The organism is Bacillus sp. MAG717A (assembly GCF_036884855.1).
GTDB classification, from domain to species: domain Bacteria; phylum Bacillota; class Bacilli; order Bacillales; family Bacillaceae; genus Bacillus; species Bacillus safensis.
On the sequence record NZ_CP145733.1, the window covers coordinates 3,537,412 to 3,554,393 of the forward strand.

A 16,982-nucleotide genomic window follows, 5' to 3' on the forward strand; every position below is an offset into this window, starting at 1 on the left:
CCCCTGTAAACATGAAGAGGGTCTTTTCACTATTATCTATTGTACATAGTTTTTTCTTAAACTTCCATGATTTCTTTTTCTTTATCTTTCGTCACTTCATCAATTTTAGCGACATATTCATCTGTCAATTTTTGAACATCCTCTGTCGATGATCTTAATTCATCTTCAGTGATCTCCCCATTTTTCTCAAGCTTTTTCAAATCATCGTTTGCATCACGACGAACGTTACGAACAGCTACTTTTGCTTCTTCTGAGTATTTTTTCACTACTTTCACAAGCTCTTTACGTCTTTCTTCTGTCAGCGCAGGAATCGCAATGCGGATCACATTTCCGTCACTTGTTGGCGTGATGCCAAGATCAGACTTTTGGATCGCTTTTTCGATATCACCGATTGCTGTTTTATCGTAAGGTGTGATAATCAGCATACGTGCTTCTGGCACTGTGATTGACGCAATTTGGTTAAGAGGTGTTTGTGCACCGTAATAATCAACTGTCACTTTATCAAGCAGTGAAGCATTTGCACGGCCTGCACGAACAGTTGCAAGCTCACGTCCGTATGCTTGTACGGCTTTTTCCATTTTTTCTTTCGTTTGGTTCAACACTTCTTTTGACACGTTATTTCCCCCTCACGATCGTTCCGATTGATTCGCCATTTACGGCACGTTTAATATTTCCTTCTTCCATAATCGAGAAGACAATTAATGGAATGTCATTGTCCATACATAATGAGGACGCAGTAGAATCCATTACAGCAAGCCCTTCTTTAAGTACATCAAGATATGAAAGCTTATCATATTTTACTGCATCCGCATCTGTACGAGGATCAGCACTGTAGACACCATCTACATTATTTTTCGCCATTAAAATGACATCTGCTTCAATTTCTGCTGCACGAAGTGCTGCCGTAGTATCTGTAGAGAAATAAGGGTTACCTGTTCCAGCAGCAAAAATGACAACACGTTTCTTCTCAAGATGACGGATCGCTTTTCTTCTTATGTATGGTTCTGCAACCTGTCTCATTTCGATAGAGGTTTGCACTCTAGACTGAATGCCAAGCGTTTCTAGGCTGTCCTGTAACGCCAGTGAGTTCATCACTGTTGCCAGCATCCCCATGTAGTCTGCTGTTGCACGGTCCATTCCTAGATCACTGCCTGTCTTTCCGCGCCAAAGGTTTCCTCCGCCTACAACGACTGCAACTTCAACATCAAGCTCTGCAATTTCCTTTACTTGCTTTGCAATTGATTGAATGACAGTTGGGTTAATTCCATTTCCAGCATCACCCGCTAGTGCTTCGCCACTTAGCTTCAGTACAATGCGATTATATTTCGGTTTGCTCATGATAACCTCCAAGTGTATACTATACCGTCTCTTATTATGCGTAAGAAACTGCCTTTTGTAAATCAATATCCTCTAAAAAATAGGGAACACAGTGCTTGTGCTCCCTAAAAAAGCCCCAGAGAGCTTTTCAAACATTATTTTTTCACTTGGCTCATAACTTCTTCAGCAAAGTTGTCTTGACGTTTTTCGATACCTTCGCCCACTTCATAGCGAACATAAGTTTGAACAGTTGCGTTTTTCGCAGCTACAACTTGTTTCACTTTTTCATCTGGGTTTTTAACGAACGCTTGGTCAAGCAAGCAAATTTCTTCGAAGAATTTGTTTAGACGGCCTTCTACCATTTTAGCTACGATGTTTTCAGGCTTTCCTTCTTGAAGCGCTTGCTGAGTCAATACTTCACGCTCACGGTTTGCTTCTTCTTCTGACACTTGGTCACGAGAAATGTATTTAGGGTTTACAGCTGCAACGTGCATTGCGATGTCTCTTGCAAGCTCTTCGTCAGTTGTTCCGTTAAGAACAGCTAACACACCGATACGTCCGCCCATGTGCAGGTAAGAACCGAATGCAGCATTATCTTCTTTTGTGATGACTGAGAAACGGCGTAGAGTGATTTTTTCTCCGATTTTCGCAATTGCAGATGTGATATGCTCTTCAACTGTTGAACCGTTTTCCATTTTAGAAGCATGAGCTTCTTCAATTGTTGCAGGTTTAGCAGCAAGCAAATGATCAGCAAGTTCGTTAAGAAGTGCTTGGAATCCTTCGTTTTTTGCAACGAAATCAGTCTCAGAATTCACTTCTAGGATGACGCCTGTGTTGCCGTCAGTTTTGATAAGAGTTAATCCTTCTGCTGCAATACGATCTGCTTTTTTCGCAGCTTTTGCGATTCCTTTTTCTCTTAGAAGGTCGATTGCTTTCTCGATGTCACCATCAGTTTCTGTTAACGCTTTTTTACAGTCCATCATACCTGCACCAGTTTTTTGACGCAGTTCTTTAACTAATTGAGCAGTAATTGCCATTTTACATTTCCTCCTTCTATGTTAAAACACGGATTACTAGGTGAAAAAAAGGTGATAAAAGGCATTTCCCTCTTATCACCTTTTGAATAGGTTACGCAGTTGTTGTTTCAGTTTCTGTCGTTTCTTCTACAACAGCTTCTTCTTCGCCTTGTTTAGACTCAAGAATCGCATCTGCCATTTTAGCAGTTAGAAGTTTTACAGCACGGATTGCATCATCGTTTGCAGGGATCACAACATCAATTTCGTCTGGATCACAGTTTGTGTCAACGATACCGATGATTGGGATATTCAATTTACGAGCTTCTGCAACTGCAATACGCTCTTTACGAGGGTCGATAATGAAAAGTGCATCCGGAAGACTCTTCATATCTTTGATTCCGCCTAGGAATTTTTCAAGACGCTCTAATTCTTTTTTCAGTTGAACGACTTCTTTCTTAGGAAGAACTTCGAATGTACCGTTTTCTTGCATTTTTTCAATATCTTTTAAACGTTTGATACGTTTTTGGATTGTTTCAAAGTTTGTTAAAGTTCCACCAAGCCAGCGTTGGTTCACATAGAACATACCAGAACGGATTGCTTCTTCTTTCACTGAATCTTGTGCTTGCTTTTTCGTACCAACGAAAAGGATTTTTCCTCCGTCAGCAGCAAGGTTTTTCGTGAAGTTGTAAGCTTCCTCTACTTTTTTCACCGTTTTTTGAAGGTCGATGATGTAGATACCGTTACGCTCTGTAAAGATGTAACGCTTCATTTTTGGGTTCCAACGGCGAGTTTGGTGACCGAAGTGAACACCAGCTTCTAGCAATTGTTTCATAGAAATAACTGACATTTTGTTGCCTCCTAATATAATGGTTTTTTTTCCTCCGCTTAAATCATGTTCACATAAAACTGCGCCACGGCAGCACCTTCATACGAATCATTAAGCGTGTGTATTTAACACCAAGAAATAATATAACACATGATGGACTGACAATCAAGAATCCTTTACAGCTTTCCGCTAAATTTTAATAAAAGCTCGATTTCTGTCTTACCAGTTTTCATTTCTTTCGCTATTTCTTCTAGTGATCGCCCTTCATCATATAGGGTCTTCACTTGGTTCTCGAATGTTTCTTCTATTTCACTTTCAGAAGGCAGAGAAGTCTCTGTTTCAAGTTGTGGAACGGGTTCGTTTACCTTCTCTTCCTGCACCTCAACTTCGCTAAGGAGAGCCGACAGGTGCTCTGGTACGGGATCTTCACTTTCGACCGATTGCTGGGATTCAATTGGTGGTTGTGGCTGCTTTGGTGTCTGAAGATCCGATTTCAGCTCTTCAGCAGAAAAATCAGGGGAAGCGGCTGCCACTTTTGACAGTTTGTCATTCTCTTCTTTGACTTCCATCAAAAATGCAGCCAGGGTATTTTCCGTTTCTTCTAGAAGTTCTCGCTGCTTTTGTTCTGTTGCCTTCAGCGAATTCATTCTCGTATATAAAATAATCACAAAATAAATAAGTGCAGCATGAAGCATGAAGCTAATCAGCCATAACATATTTTTTCACTCACTAACTCTTTAAGATTGAATGGCTTTATCAAGCAGATGCTTAAGCTTGAATAAGGCCTTTGAATGAATTTGCGAAATGCGCGAGGTAGATAAATTGAGCACTTGACCGATTTCCGTTAATGTCAATTCTTCTTTATAGAAAAGACTGATCACGAGCTTTTCTTTTTCAGAAAGCTCAGTGATTTTTTCAGAAAGCTGTTCAATTAATTCATCTTTCAGCATTTTCTCTTCTGGAGTCACAGACTTCTCGTCGCGAATCATGACTTGGACGTTTTCTCCGTCTTCTTGATCATGCAGCTTCTCATCGATTGAGAGCAGATTTGCAAAGAATCCTTCATTCATCGTTGTGACGACATCCTGTTCACTCATGCCGAGTTCCTCAGCCACCTCTGTCGGCGTCACATTACGCAAATAACGCTGTTCAAGCTTTTCTATAGCCGCTTCTACTTTTTTTGTTTTTTCTCTTGATGTACGAGGCAGCCAGTCCTCTTTACGAAGACCGTCGATGATGGCCCCGCGGATTCTGAAGGATGCATATGTATCAAACTTCAGATCTCTTCCGGGATCAAATTTTTCAAGGGCATCATATAAACCGAGCATCCCTAGACTGATCAAGTCTTCTTTATGCACTGACTTCGGGAGACCGATGGAAATTCTTCCAACATGATATGTGACGAGCGGCATATAGCGGCGCATAAGATCATCTCCAGCAGCTGGGTCTTTCCACTCTTTCCATCTAGCCCATAGCGCCTGATCTTCGTAATTTAAGGATTGCATCTTTATCCCCCTATACTTCCTTAGTTATATCTTCATAATGCCTTGCTTCACAGTACGGATCTCCAGCTCTGCCGTAAGCGGATCGAATTCAATCGTACGGCCACTATTTCCGCCTGTATCCTCACTAATAATCGGGATATGATGAAGAGACAGATGTTCTTTCACAGCTGAAACGTTTCTAGGTCCAATTCTCATAAGATCATTGGTTGACTTAAACTTAAACATTTCCGCCCCGCCAGCAAGTTTTGCCTTTAGCGCATGTTTGCGTGCGCCTGCTTTCAGGAGCAGATCAATTGTATGCTTGACACCTGTATCTGCATATTTAGCCAAGTTCTCCACCGCCCCTTTTGAAAGAGAGGAATCTGGAAGCATAACATGGACAAGGCCTGCCAGCTTTTTGTCTTGATCAAACAAGACAAGCCCTACGCAAGAACCAAGACCGGATGTCCGAATGCGATCCGGTGATTTGACTAGCTGAACATCCGCAATACCAACCTTTACAACTGCCGGAATTTGCACGTTCATTATAGGTTACCTAATGCTTTGAATAGTTTTTCAAACGATTCAAAGTCTGGTAATAGAAACATATTTCCTTTCAGCTCTTGCTTGTTTTGATCATCAAAAATAGATGTATCAATCACAATCGCCTGATCACCAAGAGGACTGAATTGCATTAACCCTTCACTAATGACAGCCCCGAACATATCGAGCGTGACATCTGGAACACTTGGGTAAAGCTGCAATTTTGTTAAATCGGCAAGGGCTGATAAATAAGAGCCCGCTAAAATATTTCCTAGTTCATGTAGTGCTGACGTCCCCATCTCATGTTCATGAATCGTATCTATATCAAATGCCGGGTCCTGGACAAGCTCTCTTACAAATTGCTCCGCTTGCTCAAATGGCATAATGAAAAAGATTGAGCCGGTTAAATCCCCTTCCATTCGCAGGAAAATGCTTGCAACAGGAAGGTCCGCACCGCCAAAGAAATCCATTAGATCTTCAAACGAGAGAACCTTGACAAAAGGAACAGCCATATCGATTTTGCGATCCAATAGGTTGGCAAGAGCAGACGCTGCGTGGCCTGCCCCGATATTCCCAACCTCTCCTAAAATATCTAGCTGTTCATCTTTAATTTGGTTGAAAATGCTCATTTCACATCCCCCTTAATGAACAGGTGCATCTTGAACGCTCTTGTCGAGGACAGCACCGGCATGAATGATGTTGAAAAGACGCTGATCATGCTTAATGATCCCTGTCACCCATGACTGTCCTTCTTTTTCAGCTGATTCAGGAGAAGATTCTACTTCTTCCTGATGGACGGTTATGACATCATTTGCTTCATCAACAATCCAGCCGACTTCAATGTCACCAACTTGTACAATGATCATTCTTGTTTCATCTGTAATCTCGTTGTCAGTAGAACCAAGTCTGACTCTCAGGTCAATGACAGGAGTTACGACACCGCGTAAATTAATAACACCGCATATATAAGGGGCAACGCCAGGAACTCTTGTCGGCTGCTGCCATTTTTCAATGGACTTTACTTCTGATACTGAAATGGCGTATTCTTTTTTGTTTACGATAAACACAATCATCTTTTCGCCAGTTTTGATATCTGTACTCATTTCAGACCGCTCCTCTATTGTTTTTTACTTGATCAGTGCATTACAGTCAACGATGAGTGCAACTTGACCGTCACCTAGGATCGTTGCGCCGGATATCGCAAATACGTTTGGCAGATAATCTCCTAGTGATTTCAATACAACCTCTTGCTGACCAATAAATGAATCGACCACAAACGCTGTCAACTTGTCTCCTTTACGAACAACAATGATGTGCAGTTCTTCCTCTAATTCATTCGCATTTGGTACGTGGAATTGTTTCTTCAAGTACACGACCGGTACGATAAATCCGCGGAAATCAATCACTTCACGATCATGCGTTTGCAAGATGTCACTTTTCTTAATGACAGCCGTTTCAATAATAGAAGAAATCGGAATCGCAAATGTTTCCTCTTCCAGTTTTACAAGAAGAACGGAAATAATCGATAGTGTCAGCGGAAGCTGGATCGAGAATAGTGAGCCCTGTCCCTCTGTTGAGTTAATGCTCACAGATCCGCCAAGTGATTCCAGCTTGTTTTTCACAACGTCAAGACCTACACCGCGGCCTGAGATGTCAGAAATCGTATCAGCTGTAGAGAATCCTGCTGCAAAGATCAATGAATCAATTTGATGATCTTCAAGCGTTTCTGCTTCTCTTTCTGTAATAACCCCGCGCTCTAATGCTTTTTCAAGCACCTTTTTACGGTTAATCCCGCCGCCATCATCTTCTACTTCAATGAAGACATGGTTTCCGCTATGATACGCTTTTAATAGAACCGTACCTTTTTCCGGCTTGCCTTTTTTCACACGTTCTTCTGGTGATTCAATCCCGTGATCTAGACTGTTTCTAAGTAAGTGCAAAAGTGGATCCCCAATCTCGTCGATCACTGTTCGATCAAGCTCTGTCTCAGCACCCTCAATAATAAGTTCGATTTTCTTATTAAGCTCTTTCGTCAACTGACGAATCATACGCGGGAATCTGTTAAAGACAGTTTCCACAGGTACCATTCTCATGTTCAGAATGATTGATTGCAGGTCTCCAGAAATACGTGTCATTCTTTCCACTGTATCTGTGAGTTCGTTATTTTCTAGTTCTTTGGCAATCTGTTCTAATCGGCCTCTATCAATCACAAGTTCTTCAAATAGATTCATAAGGGAATCAAGACGGTCGATGTTGACACGAATTGTTTTTGTGCCGCCGGCAGCTGCACCGTTATTACCATTTGCTTTTGGCGCATCGTTTGCTGGCGCTTTCGCAGCAGGAACGGATACTTCTTCTTTTTTCTGTTCAATCTGCGCCTCTTGTTTTTCAGCAGGAGCTGCATCTTCAAATGCAGAGACTTCAGATATCTCAACCTTCTCAACCTCTGAGATCGCCGTGACGATTTTCTGCACTTCGTCCATCGGCAGTTTAGAAAGATAAGAAATGCTGAATTCTGATTCGAAATCTTCTGATTCTAACAGCTCTGCATTTGGAACGGTTTTGACAACCTCGCCTGCTTCATTTAGTCTTTCAAAAATCATATAGACACGAACGGCTTTTAGTAGGCACGCTTCGCTTAATGTCACGTTGAGTTCATAGCATTTGAAGCCTTGCTCTCTCGCTTCATCAAGAACCGTTCGTTCAAATTCATTATAATCTAAGTCATTAGCAACAGCTGATGCATCCACTGTTTCAACGCTAGAAGCTGCCTCAGCATGGCTTCCTGTCACATCTAGCTTTTTACTAATCTCTGTGACATCACGTTTCCCGTCTCCTCCTTCTGCAATCGATTGAACCATTGCTTCAAGATGATCGAGTGCTTCGAACATCGTATCCATTGACTCAGGAGTGACAATCATTTGTTCATTGCGGATAGCATCAAACATGTTTTCTAAATGATGCGTTAAGTGAGCCATATCATCAAAGCCCATCGTTGCACTCATGCCTTTCAATGTATGAGCTGCTCTGAATATATCATTCACTAGCTGCAAGTCGGTTGGGTTCTTTTCTAAATCAAGAAGTTTTTCATTACAAGTTTGTAAGTGTTCTCTGCTTTCATCTAAAAAGATATCTAAGTATTGGTTTACATCCAACGTGTTCACGCCCTCTCTTTTTTCATGGAGCTTATAATTGCATGTGCGATGTCATCCACATGCCTTGTTTCATGTACAAGGCCTGCTTTAATGACTGATTTAGGCATTCCGAAAACAACACATGATTCTTCTTTTTCTGCAATGACTTTCGTATGACCGCTTGCGACCATTTTTTTGACACCTTCAGTACCGTCACTGCCCATACCTGTCATAATGACAGCGATTTTCTCGTAACCCTTTATGTTGCTGATGGATTCAAATAAATAGTTAACAGATGGTTTGTGCCGGCTTTCAGTATCTTCAGGGGACAGCCTGATAACGAGTGACCCCCCTTGGTCATGAAGTGACATATTCATTCCACCAGGAGCTATGTAAGCCACTCCATTTTTCGCGATGTCTCCATCTTGTGCTTCTTTAATCGTAATTTGTGATAAATGGTCTAACCTAGCAGCAAGTGATGCCGTGAATCCTGCCGGCATATGCTGCACAATCAATATAGGTGCCTCTATGTCCTTAGGCAGCTTCGTTACGACTCGTTGAAGTGCCCTTGGCCCTCCAGTAGATGTTCCGATAGAAATAATCTTTCGGAGTGAAGCTCCTTTTACTGTTTGCAGACGGGGTGCAGCGACTGGACTTGGCGGCTTTATCACTGGCTTAGGAGAAACCTTCTCTTCAGTGCGTTTCCTTGACAGCCCTGCAGCAAGTACCCGCTCTACAATTTGCCCCCTCACTTTGTGCAAATCGAGCGAAATACTTCCCGAAGGTTTTGTCACAAAGTCGAAAGCACCGAGTTCTAAGCAATGGATGGTTAAATCTTTCCCTTGCTTTGTCTGGCTTGACACCATAATCACGGCAAGGTCGTGTTCAGCCAGAATTTGTTTTAATGCTTCTGTTCCATTTAAAACAGGCATTTCCACATCTAATGTGACAACATCTGGATTCAGTTCCTTGATCCGTTTTAAAGCATCTTCCCCATTTCGCGCCGTTCCGACGACTTCAATTTCTTGCTCAGCACTTAGAAAATCACTAATGAGCTTTCTCATAAAGGCCGAGTCATCTACTACTAGCACTCTAATCATGAGTCCACCTTCCTCCTTTTAAAAAAAGAGGACAACTTATCTATAAACGTATGCTGTTCTCTCTGTGCCTCTCTTATCTGCTGATGATATAGTGTTTCTGCCAGCATCTTAATGGTTTTACTCAGCCTTGAATGAGGCTGCTTCATATAAAATGGAATTTGTTCTGATACTGCTTTAGGAACCGCAGGATCATCAGGCACAGCGCCAGCAAACACAAGTTTTCTGTGAAGAAAAGATGTAACCACTCCTGCTAATTTCCGGTAGGTTTCAGATCCTTCAGATGGTGTTTTGCACCGGTTGACAATGATTTGCACAGACCGTTCAAACTGATGAATGGCTAAGTGCTTAATCGCGCTGTAGGCATCCATGATGGATGTTGGCTCTGGCGTAGTCACAACGACCACTTCTCCCGCTGATAAGACAAATGGCAGCTGATCTTTTGACAGGCCGGCACCCATATCAAAGAAAATACAATCGAAGCCCTGCATCATTTTTTCCATCTCTTCCAAAAAGAACGACCATTGATCTTTATCTAAAGAAAAGAGCTGTTCAAGTCCACTTCCGCCAGAAATGTAATATAGGTTATCCGTTCCTTTTGTCATAGCTGCTTGGAAGGATTTTTTTCTAACGAGAACATCTAATATAGAGCTAGTCGATGTTTTCCCTAGTAAAATATCAATATTCCCCATCCCAAAATCAAGATCGATCACTAACACTCTTTTACCTGTGCTTGCGATTGACAGTGCCATATTCAATGTCAAATTCGATTTACCTACCCCGCCTTTACCGCTCATGACGGCAATGGTTTTTGCCTGTCCGCTGACGTTAAGAGGAGCCGATGTGATCATTTGACTCTGCTGAACTAGTTTTCTTAACCCTTCTGCTTGGTCGGGCTTCATGATTGTAAAACCATCCTTGTAAGTTCAAGAGGAGAACCTTCAAGAATATCCTCAGGCACATTTTGGCCATTTGTTAAAAAACCAAGTTTGATTTGAGAGTCTGCAATGATTTGAAAAATGGTTCCCATCGTATCCGTTTCATCTACTTTTGTAAAAATGAATTGATCGATTGGAACGTGTTCAAAGCGTTTGACCATGGCTTTCATGTCTTGATACTTCGATGTAGCACTCATCACAAGGAAACTTTGAATGCTCTCATCAAATGGAATAATGTCGGTCAGCTCTTTGATATACGCTTCTTCTTTAAAGTTACGACCTGCTGTATCGATAAAAATATGATCATATTCTTTAAAAGTTTCTTGTGCTTTTACAAAATCCTCTCTCGAATAACAAACCTCAAGCGGTGCATTCAGCAGTTCAGCATATGTTTTCAGCTGTTCGATCGCTGCAATCCGGTACGTATCGGTTGTAATAAAAGCAATCTTCTTTTGCTGCTGGATGGCCGTTTTAGCGGCCAGCTTTGCAATCGTTGTCGTTTTACCAGCTCCGGTTGAACCGAACAGTACAATATATTTTGAAGAAATCATCGGCTCATCAGAGGTTTTAGCTGGCAGCATATCTGTCAGCAGTTGTTCAAGTTCTTTTTCTATGTGATCTTCTTTAACCGCGCCCTTTGTTAAAAGACCTTTCAGGCATTCGTCTCGAATGGCATCATCAAGACCTTGATCCTTTAGCTTTTGATCGATTGCTATGAGAGGTTCAGGCAGAATACCAGCATGCCGTTCATTCCTCACATATTCTAAAGGATGAGTATGAGAAGGCGCTGGTTTAGCCGCCTTGGGAGCAAAGGATGGCTCTTCGGGCTGCTTTTGAACTTGTTCCTTTTTTGGTAACACTGGAAGAGGCGGCGCAGGGTTTAACCCTTTGCCAGCTCTTTCCTCGAAATCTTGATCCAGCACTGCAATCACTTCGACCATTTGCTGTTTCTTTAAACCGAACAGTTTGCGTTTGACAACGGTTTTGGAATTTAAAATGACGGCATCTTTCCCAAGCTGCTGCCTGATTTGAATCGTTGCCTCCTGCATAGAATTTGCTGTGATTTTTTTCATTTTCATTAGATATCCACCACTCCGATGCTCTGTACTTCCACATTCGCTTCTAGTTCGTTATAAGATAGTACCGGTAAATCTGGGAAATATCTTTCTAACAACTGCTTAACGTACATTCTTATAGGAGGTGAGCATAATAGAACCGGCGTTTCCTGACGAAGCGAAAGCTGTTCAATTTCTCTCGCCACTGATTGAATCACACTTTCAGAGGATTCTGGATCTAACGATAAGTAGTTGCCATGCTCTGTCTGCTGAACGCTGTCTGCAATCACCTTTTCTACTCGGCCTGAGCATGTCACGACTTTGAGTGATTCATCTTCTCTTGCATACTGTGCGGTAATCTGTCTTGCCAGCGCCTGTCTGACATACTCTGTTAATAAATCTGTATCAGTCGTTAATTTTCCGTAGTCTGCAAGCGTCTCAAAAATGGTGACAAGGTTTCGGATAGAGACCTTTTCTTTCAGCAGCTTCGCCAGTACTTTTTGAATATCACCGACTGCCAGCGGATTTGGCGTTACCTCATCCACTAAGACAGGATAACTTTCTTTCAAATGATCGATTAATTGCTTCGTTTCTTGGCGTCCGAGCAGTTCGTGTGTGTTTTGTCTAATCTTCTCTGTGATATGAGTAGACACGACAGATGCTGGGTCTACAACCGTATAGCCTAGCATCTCAGCCTGATCTTTTTCTGCTTCGGATATCCATTTAGCCGGGAGTCCAAAGGATGGTTCGATTGTTTCAATTCCCTCAATTGGATCATCATCAGGCGTTGGGGACATCGCTAAGTAGTGATCAAGCAGCAGCTCCCCTTTTGCTACTTCGTTCCCTTTAATTTTCAATCGGTATTCATTTGGGTTCAGTGCAATATTGTCACGGATCCGGACAACTGGAATGACAAGACCTAGTTCAAGGGCAAGCTGCCTTCGTATCATCACAATTCGGTCTAACAGATCACCGCCCTGATTTGCATCAGCGAGCGGGATGAGACCGTAGCCAAATTCAAATTCAATGGCATCCATTTGCAGGAGATGAATGACGCTTTCTGGACTTTTCATCTCTTCTACCTCTGCCTGTTCCTCCAGCACCTCTTCAATTTCTTCTTGGTCTTGTTTGTTTTTCGACATCATGTATGCGCCAAGTGCAAGTAAACCTGCGATCGGTCCTGTCAAAAGTATGCCGATTGGTGTAAACAGCCCAAGAAGGAAGATCGTGCCCGCTGTCACATAAAGCATGGCTGGGAATGCAAAGAGCTGCCCTGTAATGTCTGACCCTAGGTTTCCGTTAGAAGCGGCTCTAGTAACAACAATCCCTGTTGCCGTTGAGATGAGGAGTGCTGGAATTTGCGAAACAATTCCGTCCCCTACCGTTAATAGCGTAAAGTGGGAAGCTGATTCTTGAATCGACATGCCTTGCTGAAGCATCCCGATAATGATTCCAAATATAATATTGATGATGACGATGATAATACCTGCGATGGCGTCCCCTTTAACGAACTTACTGGCACCATCCATCGCTCCATAAAAGTCTGCTTCTCTCGCTACTTTTTCACGGCGATTTCTTGCTTCACTTTCTGTCAGCATTCCTGCATTTAAATCTGCGTCAATACTCATTTGTTTACCTGGCATCGCATCGAGTGTAAATCTTGCCGCAACCTCTGATACACGCTCTGCCCCTTTTGTGATAACAATAAACTGAATGATGATCAGGATAAGGAAAACAACAAGACCAACGAGGACATTTCCTCCAACAACAAATGAACCGAACGTTTCGACAACCTTTCCAGCATCTCCTGTTGAAAGAATAGAACGTGTTGTAGAGATGTTAAGCCCTAAACGAAACAGCGTTAAGAGCAAAAGCAACGATGGAAAAATTGAAAATTGCAATGGTTCTTGCATGTTCATTGTGGTGAGAAGCACGATAAGCGCAAGAGAAATATTAATAATAATTAAAATACTTAATAAAACGGGCGGAAACGGTATGACCAGCATCGCCACAATTAAAATAACACTGAATAAAACAGATAAATCTCTTGCTGACATGCCTGTTCTCTCCTTTTAAAACCAAAAATTCATAAAATCTTTTGTTTCGTTTTATAGACGTAAGCTAAAATTTCTGCGATGGCCTTAAAGTAATCTTCTGGCACCGCTTGGTTGATGTCGACTTGATCATATAGCGCGCGGGCGAGCGGCCTGTTTTCTACAGTCATGACATCGTGTTCTTTCGCAATTGTTCTAATTTTCAAAGCCAAAATATCCGTTCCCTTTGCCACAACATAGGGCGCGTCCATTTTTTCTTCGTCATACTTTAAAGCAATGGCATAGTGGGTTGGGTTTGTAATGATGACGTCCGCTTTTGGGACTTCTTGCATCATCCGTCTCATGGCCATTTCCCGCTGACGCTGTTTAATCTTTGACTTGATGAGCGGGTCACCCTCTGATTTTTTATACTCATCTTTGATGTCTTGTTTGGACATCCGCAAGTTTTTTTCATAATCAAATTTCTGATACATATAATCAAGCCCTGCCAAGATGAGAAGAGCACCAGCAGCATACAGCCCCATAATCAAGGTCATATTTGCGACGAAATGAAGGGTTTCCTCTGCAGTTAATAAAGGAAGCCGCAGAATTTCGTCAAAGTGCATCCAAAGAGCAATAAATGTCGCAAAGCCAACAAAGCCTATTTTCAAAATCGATTTTAATAGCTCTACGAGGGCTCGAATACTGTATATCCGTTTAAACCCTTTGATTGGGTCAAGCTTTTCTAATTTCGGTTGAATCACTTCTGTCGAAAAGAGAAAGCCGACTTGTAAATAGTTACTGATAACGCCTGCCAGCATACCAACACCAAGGATTGGCATGAGGAGGAGCCCTGTTTCCTGAAGCAATTCCAAGAATAATTGATGAATATTAGATGTGCTAACCTTCATTAGCATGGTTGTTGAATAAAAACGTTCAATGAGCGCGATAATCCGCTCTTTCATAAAAGGCCCAATAAAAAAGAATGATAAAAAGATTAATAGAAATGAGATGGCTGTATTGACGTCGGTACTTTTGGCAACCTGTCCTTTTTTACGTGAATCCCGCCTTTTTTTCGGCGTTGCTTTTTCTGTTTTTTCACCTGCGAAAAATTGCAAGTCTAGTCTAAGCCTTGTCATCATGACGAACCACCGACCAATGCTAAGAAATTCCTCATGGTGAGTACGATCGTTTCAAATGTATTTTGGACAACACCGAAAATGACGCCCATACAGATGATGATCATGATAAAACTCACACCCATTTTAATAGGAAGTCCAACCACAAAAACGTTCATTTGCGGAACTGTACGTGCCACAATCCCCAGTGCCAAATCGACTAAAAACAGACTTGCCACTACAGGTGCCGAGATTTGAAAGGCGATGATAAACATTTGGTTGAAGCTCTTTGCGATAAAGTAAGCAAAGGATTCACTGCCAAAATTCAGCGCGTATTGATCAACTGCAATGTATTGAAAGCTGTAATAGATTCCATCAAGCAGCAGGTGATGCGCGTTTGTTGCCAGCATCAACAGCAATGTGACCGTATAAAAAAACTGTCCCATCAGCGGCGTCTGCGCCCCTGTTTGCGGATCAATAATATTGGCAATCGCAAAACCCATTTGAAAATCAATGAATGAGCCGGCAATTTGAACAGCGGACACCATGATGTATGCAATCAGCCCAAGCAGCAGACCGACCATTGCTTCTTTCACCGCAAGCATCATATAAAGACCGTCGATGTCGAGTGCTGGCGGTTCTTTTATGGTGCTAAAACTAATGACGGCTAAAAACAGTGAGAATCCAACTCTGTGTACAGCTGGGATCGTTCTATGCGCTAAAAGTGGTACTGTCACAAAAAAAGCGGTGATCCGAATAAAAACTAATAGAAAAGCAGGAAATAATTCTATGATTGACATCGCTGGTTAACCTGCAAATCGATCTAAATTCGAGAACAGCTCTGTCGTAAAGGACACGATTGTTGAAAGCATCCATGGACCAAACACAACAAGCCCAATGAGTACAGCAACAATCTTAGGAATAAACGCAAGCGTTTGTTCTTGAATTTGGGTTGTCGCCTGAAACACACTGACAATCAGTCCCACAATGAGTGCGAGCGCTAGAAGCGGCCCACTCACAAGCAATACTACATACACTGATCTTTCAGCCATCGTAATGACAAATTCTGAACTCATGTTTTAAGCACCTACTCTAAAAGCTTTGCAGCAAAGATTTAACTATCAAATACCATCCATCGACTAAAACAAATAACAATATTTTGAAAGGGAGTGATATCATAACCGGCGGAAGCATCATCATCCCCATTGACATCAGAACACTTGCGACCACCATGTCAATAATTAAAAATGGAATAAAGATCATAAAACCAATTTGAAATGCCGTCTTTAATTCTGAAATGGCAAAAGCGGGAACCATCGCCGTTAAAGGAATATCTTTAATCGATTCAGGTGTATCCATTTTTGCGTAGCTAAGAAATAAAGCCAAATCTTTCTGTCTTGTATGTTTACTCATAAACTCTTTAATGGGCACTTCGGCTTTTTCATACGCCTGATTTAACGTGATGTCATCATTTAAAAGCGGCGTCAGCGCCTCTTTATTAATCTGTGAGAACGTGGGTGCCATGATAAAAAATGTGAGAAACAAAGCAAGTCCAACAAGCACTTGGTTTGGCGGCATTGAGTTGGTTGCAAGTGATGTTCTGACAAATGAAAGAACAATCACAATCCGTGTAAAACACGTCATTAAAATGAGAATGCCCGGTGCAACCGAAAATACAGTTAAAAGTAATAGAAGACGGACAGATGTGCTGATATTTCCTGCACCGCTGGAATTAAATAAATCGATAAACTCATTCATTTTGTTTCGGGCCTTTCTTTCTGACTTCTGATTGGGTCTTTTTCAATTCGGCTAGCTGCGCCTTTAAATTGGCTGAAAAAGAAGAAGTGGTCGGCTGATCATGTTTCTTTACCTGCGATGTGAATTTTTGAACCATTTTTGGTAAATCGGTCTTACTCTCCATCGCTTCTTCATATTGTTTTACGATTGCTTCACATTCTTGTTCATCATCAATTTCTTTTAGCAGCTGGATTGAATCTGCTACGCCGACAACTAATACTCGTTTGCCCACCTTGATCAGCTGGACTGAACGGTTTTGTCCGACTGTCGTTCCGCCAATATTTTCAACATAGCGAAATGGTTTGAGTAAGCGGTTTTGCTTACCAACAAATCTTACCAATCCATAAATAAGCAGGATGACAAATAGTAAGGCACCAATCATTTTGACAAAATCCATAATGGAGACAGAAGAAGAGGGAACTTCTTCTGCCGGATTCGTTTGATTGTCAGTGGTTTTCTTCTCTGTATCCTTTTTGCTTTCTTTCCCATCTTTGAGCCAGTCATTCACTGTACCATTCTCAGGATCTTTCGTTTCAGCAAACAGTGAGGCAGGCTGCATCGTCAAGAAAAGCATAAAACTGATCATTGCTATACATATCAAACGTTTTTTCAACAAATCTTACA

At 41.8% G+C, this 16,982-nt stretch carries 19 protein-coding genes; all 19 read right to left on the bottom strand.

What is annotated here, in order from left to right; genetic code table 11:
- Positions 1-56: 56 nt before the first annotated feature.
- The gene (frr, locus tag V6Z54_RS18270) at positions 57-614 is read right to left on the bottom strand and encodes a ribosome recycling factor (RefSeq protein WP_041084844.1); all 558 of its coding nucleotides are present in this window, start codon (positions 612-614) and stop codon (positions 57-59) included.
- Position 615: 1 nt separating this feature from the next.
- Positions 616-1,338 (bottom strand): UMP kinase, encoded by a 723-nt coding sequence (pyrH, locus tag V6Z54_RS18275; protein WP_008344767.1) that lies wholly within the window; start codon positions 1,336-1,338, stop codon positions 616-618.
- 134 nt (positions 1,339-1,472) lie between these two features.
- On the bottom strand, positions 1,473-2,354 hold the full coding sequence (gene tsf / locus V6Z54_RS18280) for a translation elongation factor Ts (RefSeq protein ID WP_034281801.1): 882 nt from the start codon (positions 2,352-2,354) through the stop codon (positions 1,473-1,475).
- Positions 2,355-2,445: 91 nt separating this feature from the next.
- Positions 2,446-3,180: a 30S ribosomal protein S2 gene (rpsB, locus tag V6Z54_RS18285; protein WP_024426991.1), complete on the bottom strand. Its 735-nt coding sequence runs from the start codon at positions 3,178-3,180 to the stop codon at positions 2,446-2,448.
- A 155-nt stretch (positions 3,181-3,335) separates the two neighbouring features.
- A complete protein-coding gene (locus V6Z54_RS18290) occupies positions 3,336-3,875 on the bottom strand; it encodes a hypothetical protein (RefSeq protein ID WP_041084845.1) in 540 nt (179 codons plus the stop codon).
- Positions 3,876-3,896: 21 nt separating this feature from the next.
- Positions 3,897-4,664: a FliA/WhiG family RNA polymerase sigma factor gene (locus V6Z54_RS18295; RefSeq protein WP_024424154.1), complete on the bottom strand. Its 768-nt coding sequence runs from the start codon at positions 4,662-4,664 to the stop codon at positions 3,897-3,899.
- Between the two features lie 24 nt (positions 4,665-4,688).
- On the bottom strand, positions 4,689-5,189 hold the full coding sequence (locus tag V6Z54_RS18300; RefSeq protein WP_024424155.1) for a chemotaxis protein CheD: 501 nt from the start codon (positions 5,187-5,189) through the stop codon (positions 4,689-4,691).
- Positions 5,189-5,815, bottom strand: coding sequence for a chemotaxis protein CheC (locus V6Z54_RS18305; protein WP_041084846.1), 627 nt, complete (start codon positions 5,813-5,815; stop codon positions 5,189-5,191). The genes V6Z54_RS18300 and V6Z54_RS18305 overlap by 1 nt, the downstream gene beginning before the upstream one ends.
- Positions 5,816-5,827: 12 nt before the next feature.
- On the bottom strand, positions 5,828-6,289 hold the full coding sequence (locus tag V6Z54_RS18310) for a chemotaxis protein CheW (protein ID WP_041084847.1): 462 nt from the start codon (positions 6,287-6,289) through the stop codon (positions 5,828-5,830).
- A 24-nt stretch (positions 6,290-6,313) separates the two neighbouring features.
- On the bottom strand, positions 6,314-8,341 hold the full coding sequence (locus tag V6Z54_RS18315; RefSeq protein ID WP_075611397.1) for a chemotaxis protein CheA: 2,028 nt from the start codon (positions 8,339-8,341) through the stop codon (positions 6,314-6,316).
- Positions 8,342-8,346: 5 nt separating this feature from the next.
- Entirely contained in the window at positions 8,347-9,420 is a 1,074-nt protein-coding gene (locus tag V6Z54_RS18320) for a chemotaxis response regulator protein-glutamate methylesterase (protein ID WP_041084850.1), read from the bottom strand.
- Entirely contained in the window at positions 9,417-10,319 is a 903-nt protein-coding gene (locus V6Z54_RS18325; protein WP_305960448.1) for a MinD/ParA family protein, read from the bottom strand. The genes V6Z54_RS18320 and V6Z54_RS18325 overlap by 4 nt, the downstream gene beginning before the upstream one ends.
- Positions 10,316-11,434 carry a flagellar biosynthesis protein FlhF gene (gene flhF, locus V6Z54_RS18330; protein WP_338527564.1) on the bottom strand — a complete coding sequence of 373 codons (1,119 nt, stop codon included), beginning with the start codon at positions 11,432-11,434 and terminating at the stop codon, positions 10,316-10,318. Before flhF ends, V6Z54_RS18325 begins: the two co-directional genes overlap by 4 nt.
- Positions 11,434-13,467, bottom strand: a complete 2,034-nt coding sequence (flhA, locus tag V6Z54_RS18335; protein ID WP_073979492.1) for a flagellar biosynthesis protein FlhA — start codon at positions 13,465-13,467, stop codon at positions 11,434-11,436. Before flhA ends, flhF begins: the two co-directional genes overlap by 1 nt.
- Positions 13,468-13,496: 29 nt before the next feature.
- Entirely contained in the window at positions 13,497-14,585 is a 1,089-nt protein-coding gene (gene flhB / locus V6Z54_RS18340) for a flagellar biosynthesis protein FlhB (RefSeq protein WP_073979491.1), read from the bottom strand.
- The gene (fliR, locus tag V6Z54_RS18345) at positions 14,582-15,361 is read right to left on the bottom strand and encodes a flagellar biosynthetic protein FliR (RefSeq protein WP_024426982.1); all 780 of its coding nucleotides are present in this window, start codon (positions 15,359-15,361) and stop codon (positions 14,582-14,584) included. Before fliR ends, flhB begins: the two co-directional genes overlap by 4 nt.
- Before the next feature lie 6 nt (positions 15,362-15,367).
- Positions 15,368-15,637: a flagellar biosynthesis protein FliQ gene (gene fliQ, locus V6Z54_RS18350; protein WP_003211206.1), complete on the bottom strand. Its 270-nt coding sequence runs from the start codon at positions 15,635-15,637 to the stop codon at positions 15,368-15,370.
- Between the two features lie 16 nt (positions 15,638-15,653).
- Complete coding sequence (gene fliP / locus V6Z54_RS18355; RefSeq protein WP_008354479.1) at positions 15,654-16,319, bottom strand: flagellar type III secretion system pore protein FliP; 666 nt, start codon at positions 16,317-16,319, stop codon at positions 15,654-15,656.
- Positions 16,312-16,971, bottom strand: coding sequence for a flagella biosynthesis regulatory protein FliZ (gene fliZ, locus V6Z54_RS18360; RefSeq protein WP_041084854.1), 660 nt, complete (start codon positions 16,969-16,971; stop codon positions 16,312-16,314). The genes fliP and fliZ overlap by 8 nt, the downstream gene beginning before the upstream one ends.
- Between the last annotated feature and the right edge of the window lie 11 nt (positions 16,972-16,982).

Coding starts and splice junctions, on each gene's coding strand:
- V6Z54_RS18320 (WP_041084850.1), bottom strand. CDS start 9,420: ATGATTAGAGTGCTAGTAGTAGATGACTCGGCCTTTATGAGAAAGCTC.
- pyrH (WP_008344767.1), bottom strand. CDS start 1,338: ATGAGCAAACCGAAATATAATCGCATTGTACTGAAGCTAAGTGGCGAA.
- V6Z54_RS18310 (WP_041084847.1), bottom strand. CDS start 6,289: ATGAGTACAGATATCAAAACTGGCGAAAAGATGATTGTGTTTATCGTA.
- fliP (WP_008354479.1), bottom strand. CDS start 16,319: ATGAATGAGTTTATCGATTTATTTAATTCCAGCGGTGCAGGAAATATC.
- V6Z54_RS18300 (WP_024424155.1), bottom strand. CDS start 5,189: ATGAACGTGCAAATTCCGGCAGTTGTAAAGGTTGGTATTGCGGATGTT.
- flhF (WP_338527564.1), bottom strand. CDS start 11,434: ATGAAAATGAAAAAAATCACAGCAAATTCTATGCAGGAGGCAACGATT.
- V6Z54_RS18325 (WP_305960448.1), bottom strand. CDS start 10,319: ATGAAGCCCGACCAAGCAGAAGGGTTAAGAAAACTAGTTCAGCAGAGT.
- V6Z54_RS18290 (WP_041084845.1), bottom strand. CDS start 3,875: ATGTTATGGCTGATTAGCTTCATGCTTCATGCTGCACTTATTTATTTT.
- fliQ (WP_003211206.1), bottom strand. CDS start 15,637: ATGAGTTCAGAATTTGTCATTACGATGGCTGAAAGATCAGTGTATGTA.
- flhA (WP_073979492.1), bottom strand. CDS start 13,467: ATGTCAGCAAGAGATTTATCTGTTTTATTCAGTGTTATTTTAATTGTG.
- V6Z54_RS18295 (WP_024424154.1), bottom strand. CDS start 4,664: ATGCAATCCTTAAATTACGAAGATCAGGCGCTATGGGCTAGATGGAAA.
- tsf (WP_034281801.1), bottom strand. CDS start 2,354: ATGGCAATTACTGCTCAATTAGTTAAAGAACTGCGTCAAAAAACTGGT.
- rpsB (WP_024426991.1), bottom strand. CDS start 3,180: ATGTCAGTTATTTCTATGAAACAATTGCTAGAAGCTGGTGTTCACTTC.
- V6Z54_RS18305 (WP_041084846.1), bottom strand. CDS start 5,815: ATGAGCATTTTCAACCAAATTAAAGATGAACAGCTAGATATTTTAGGA.
- flhB (WP_073979491.1), bottom strand. CDS start 14,585: ATGATGACAAGGCTTAGACTAGACTTGCAATTTTTCGCAGGTGAAAAA.
- fliR (WP_024426982.1), bottom strand. CDS start 15,361: ATGTCAATCATAGAATTATTTCCTGCTTTTCTATTAGTTTTTATTCGG.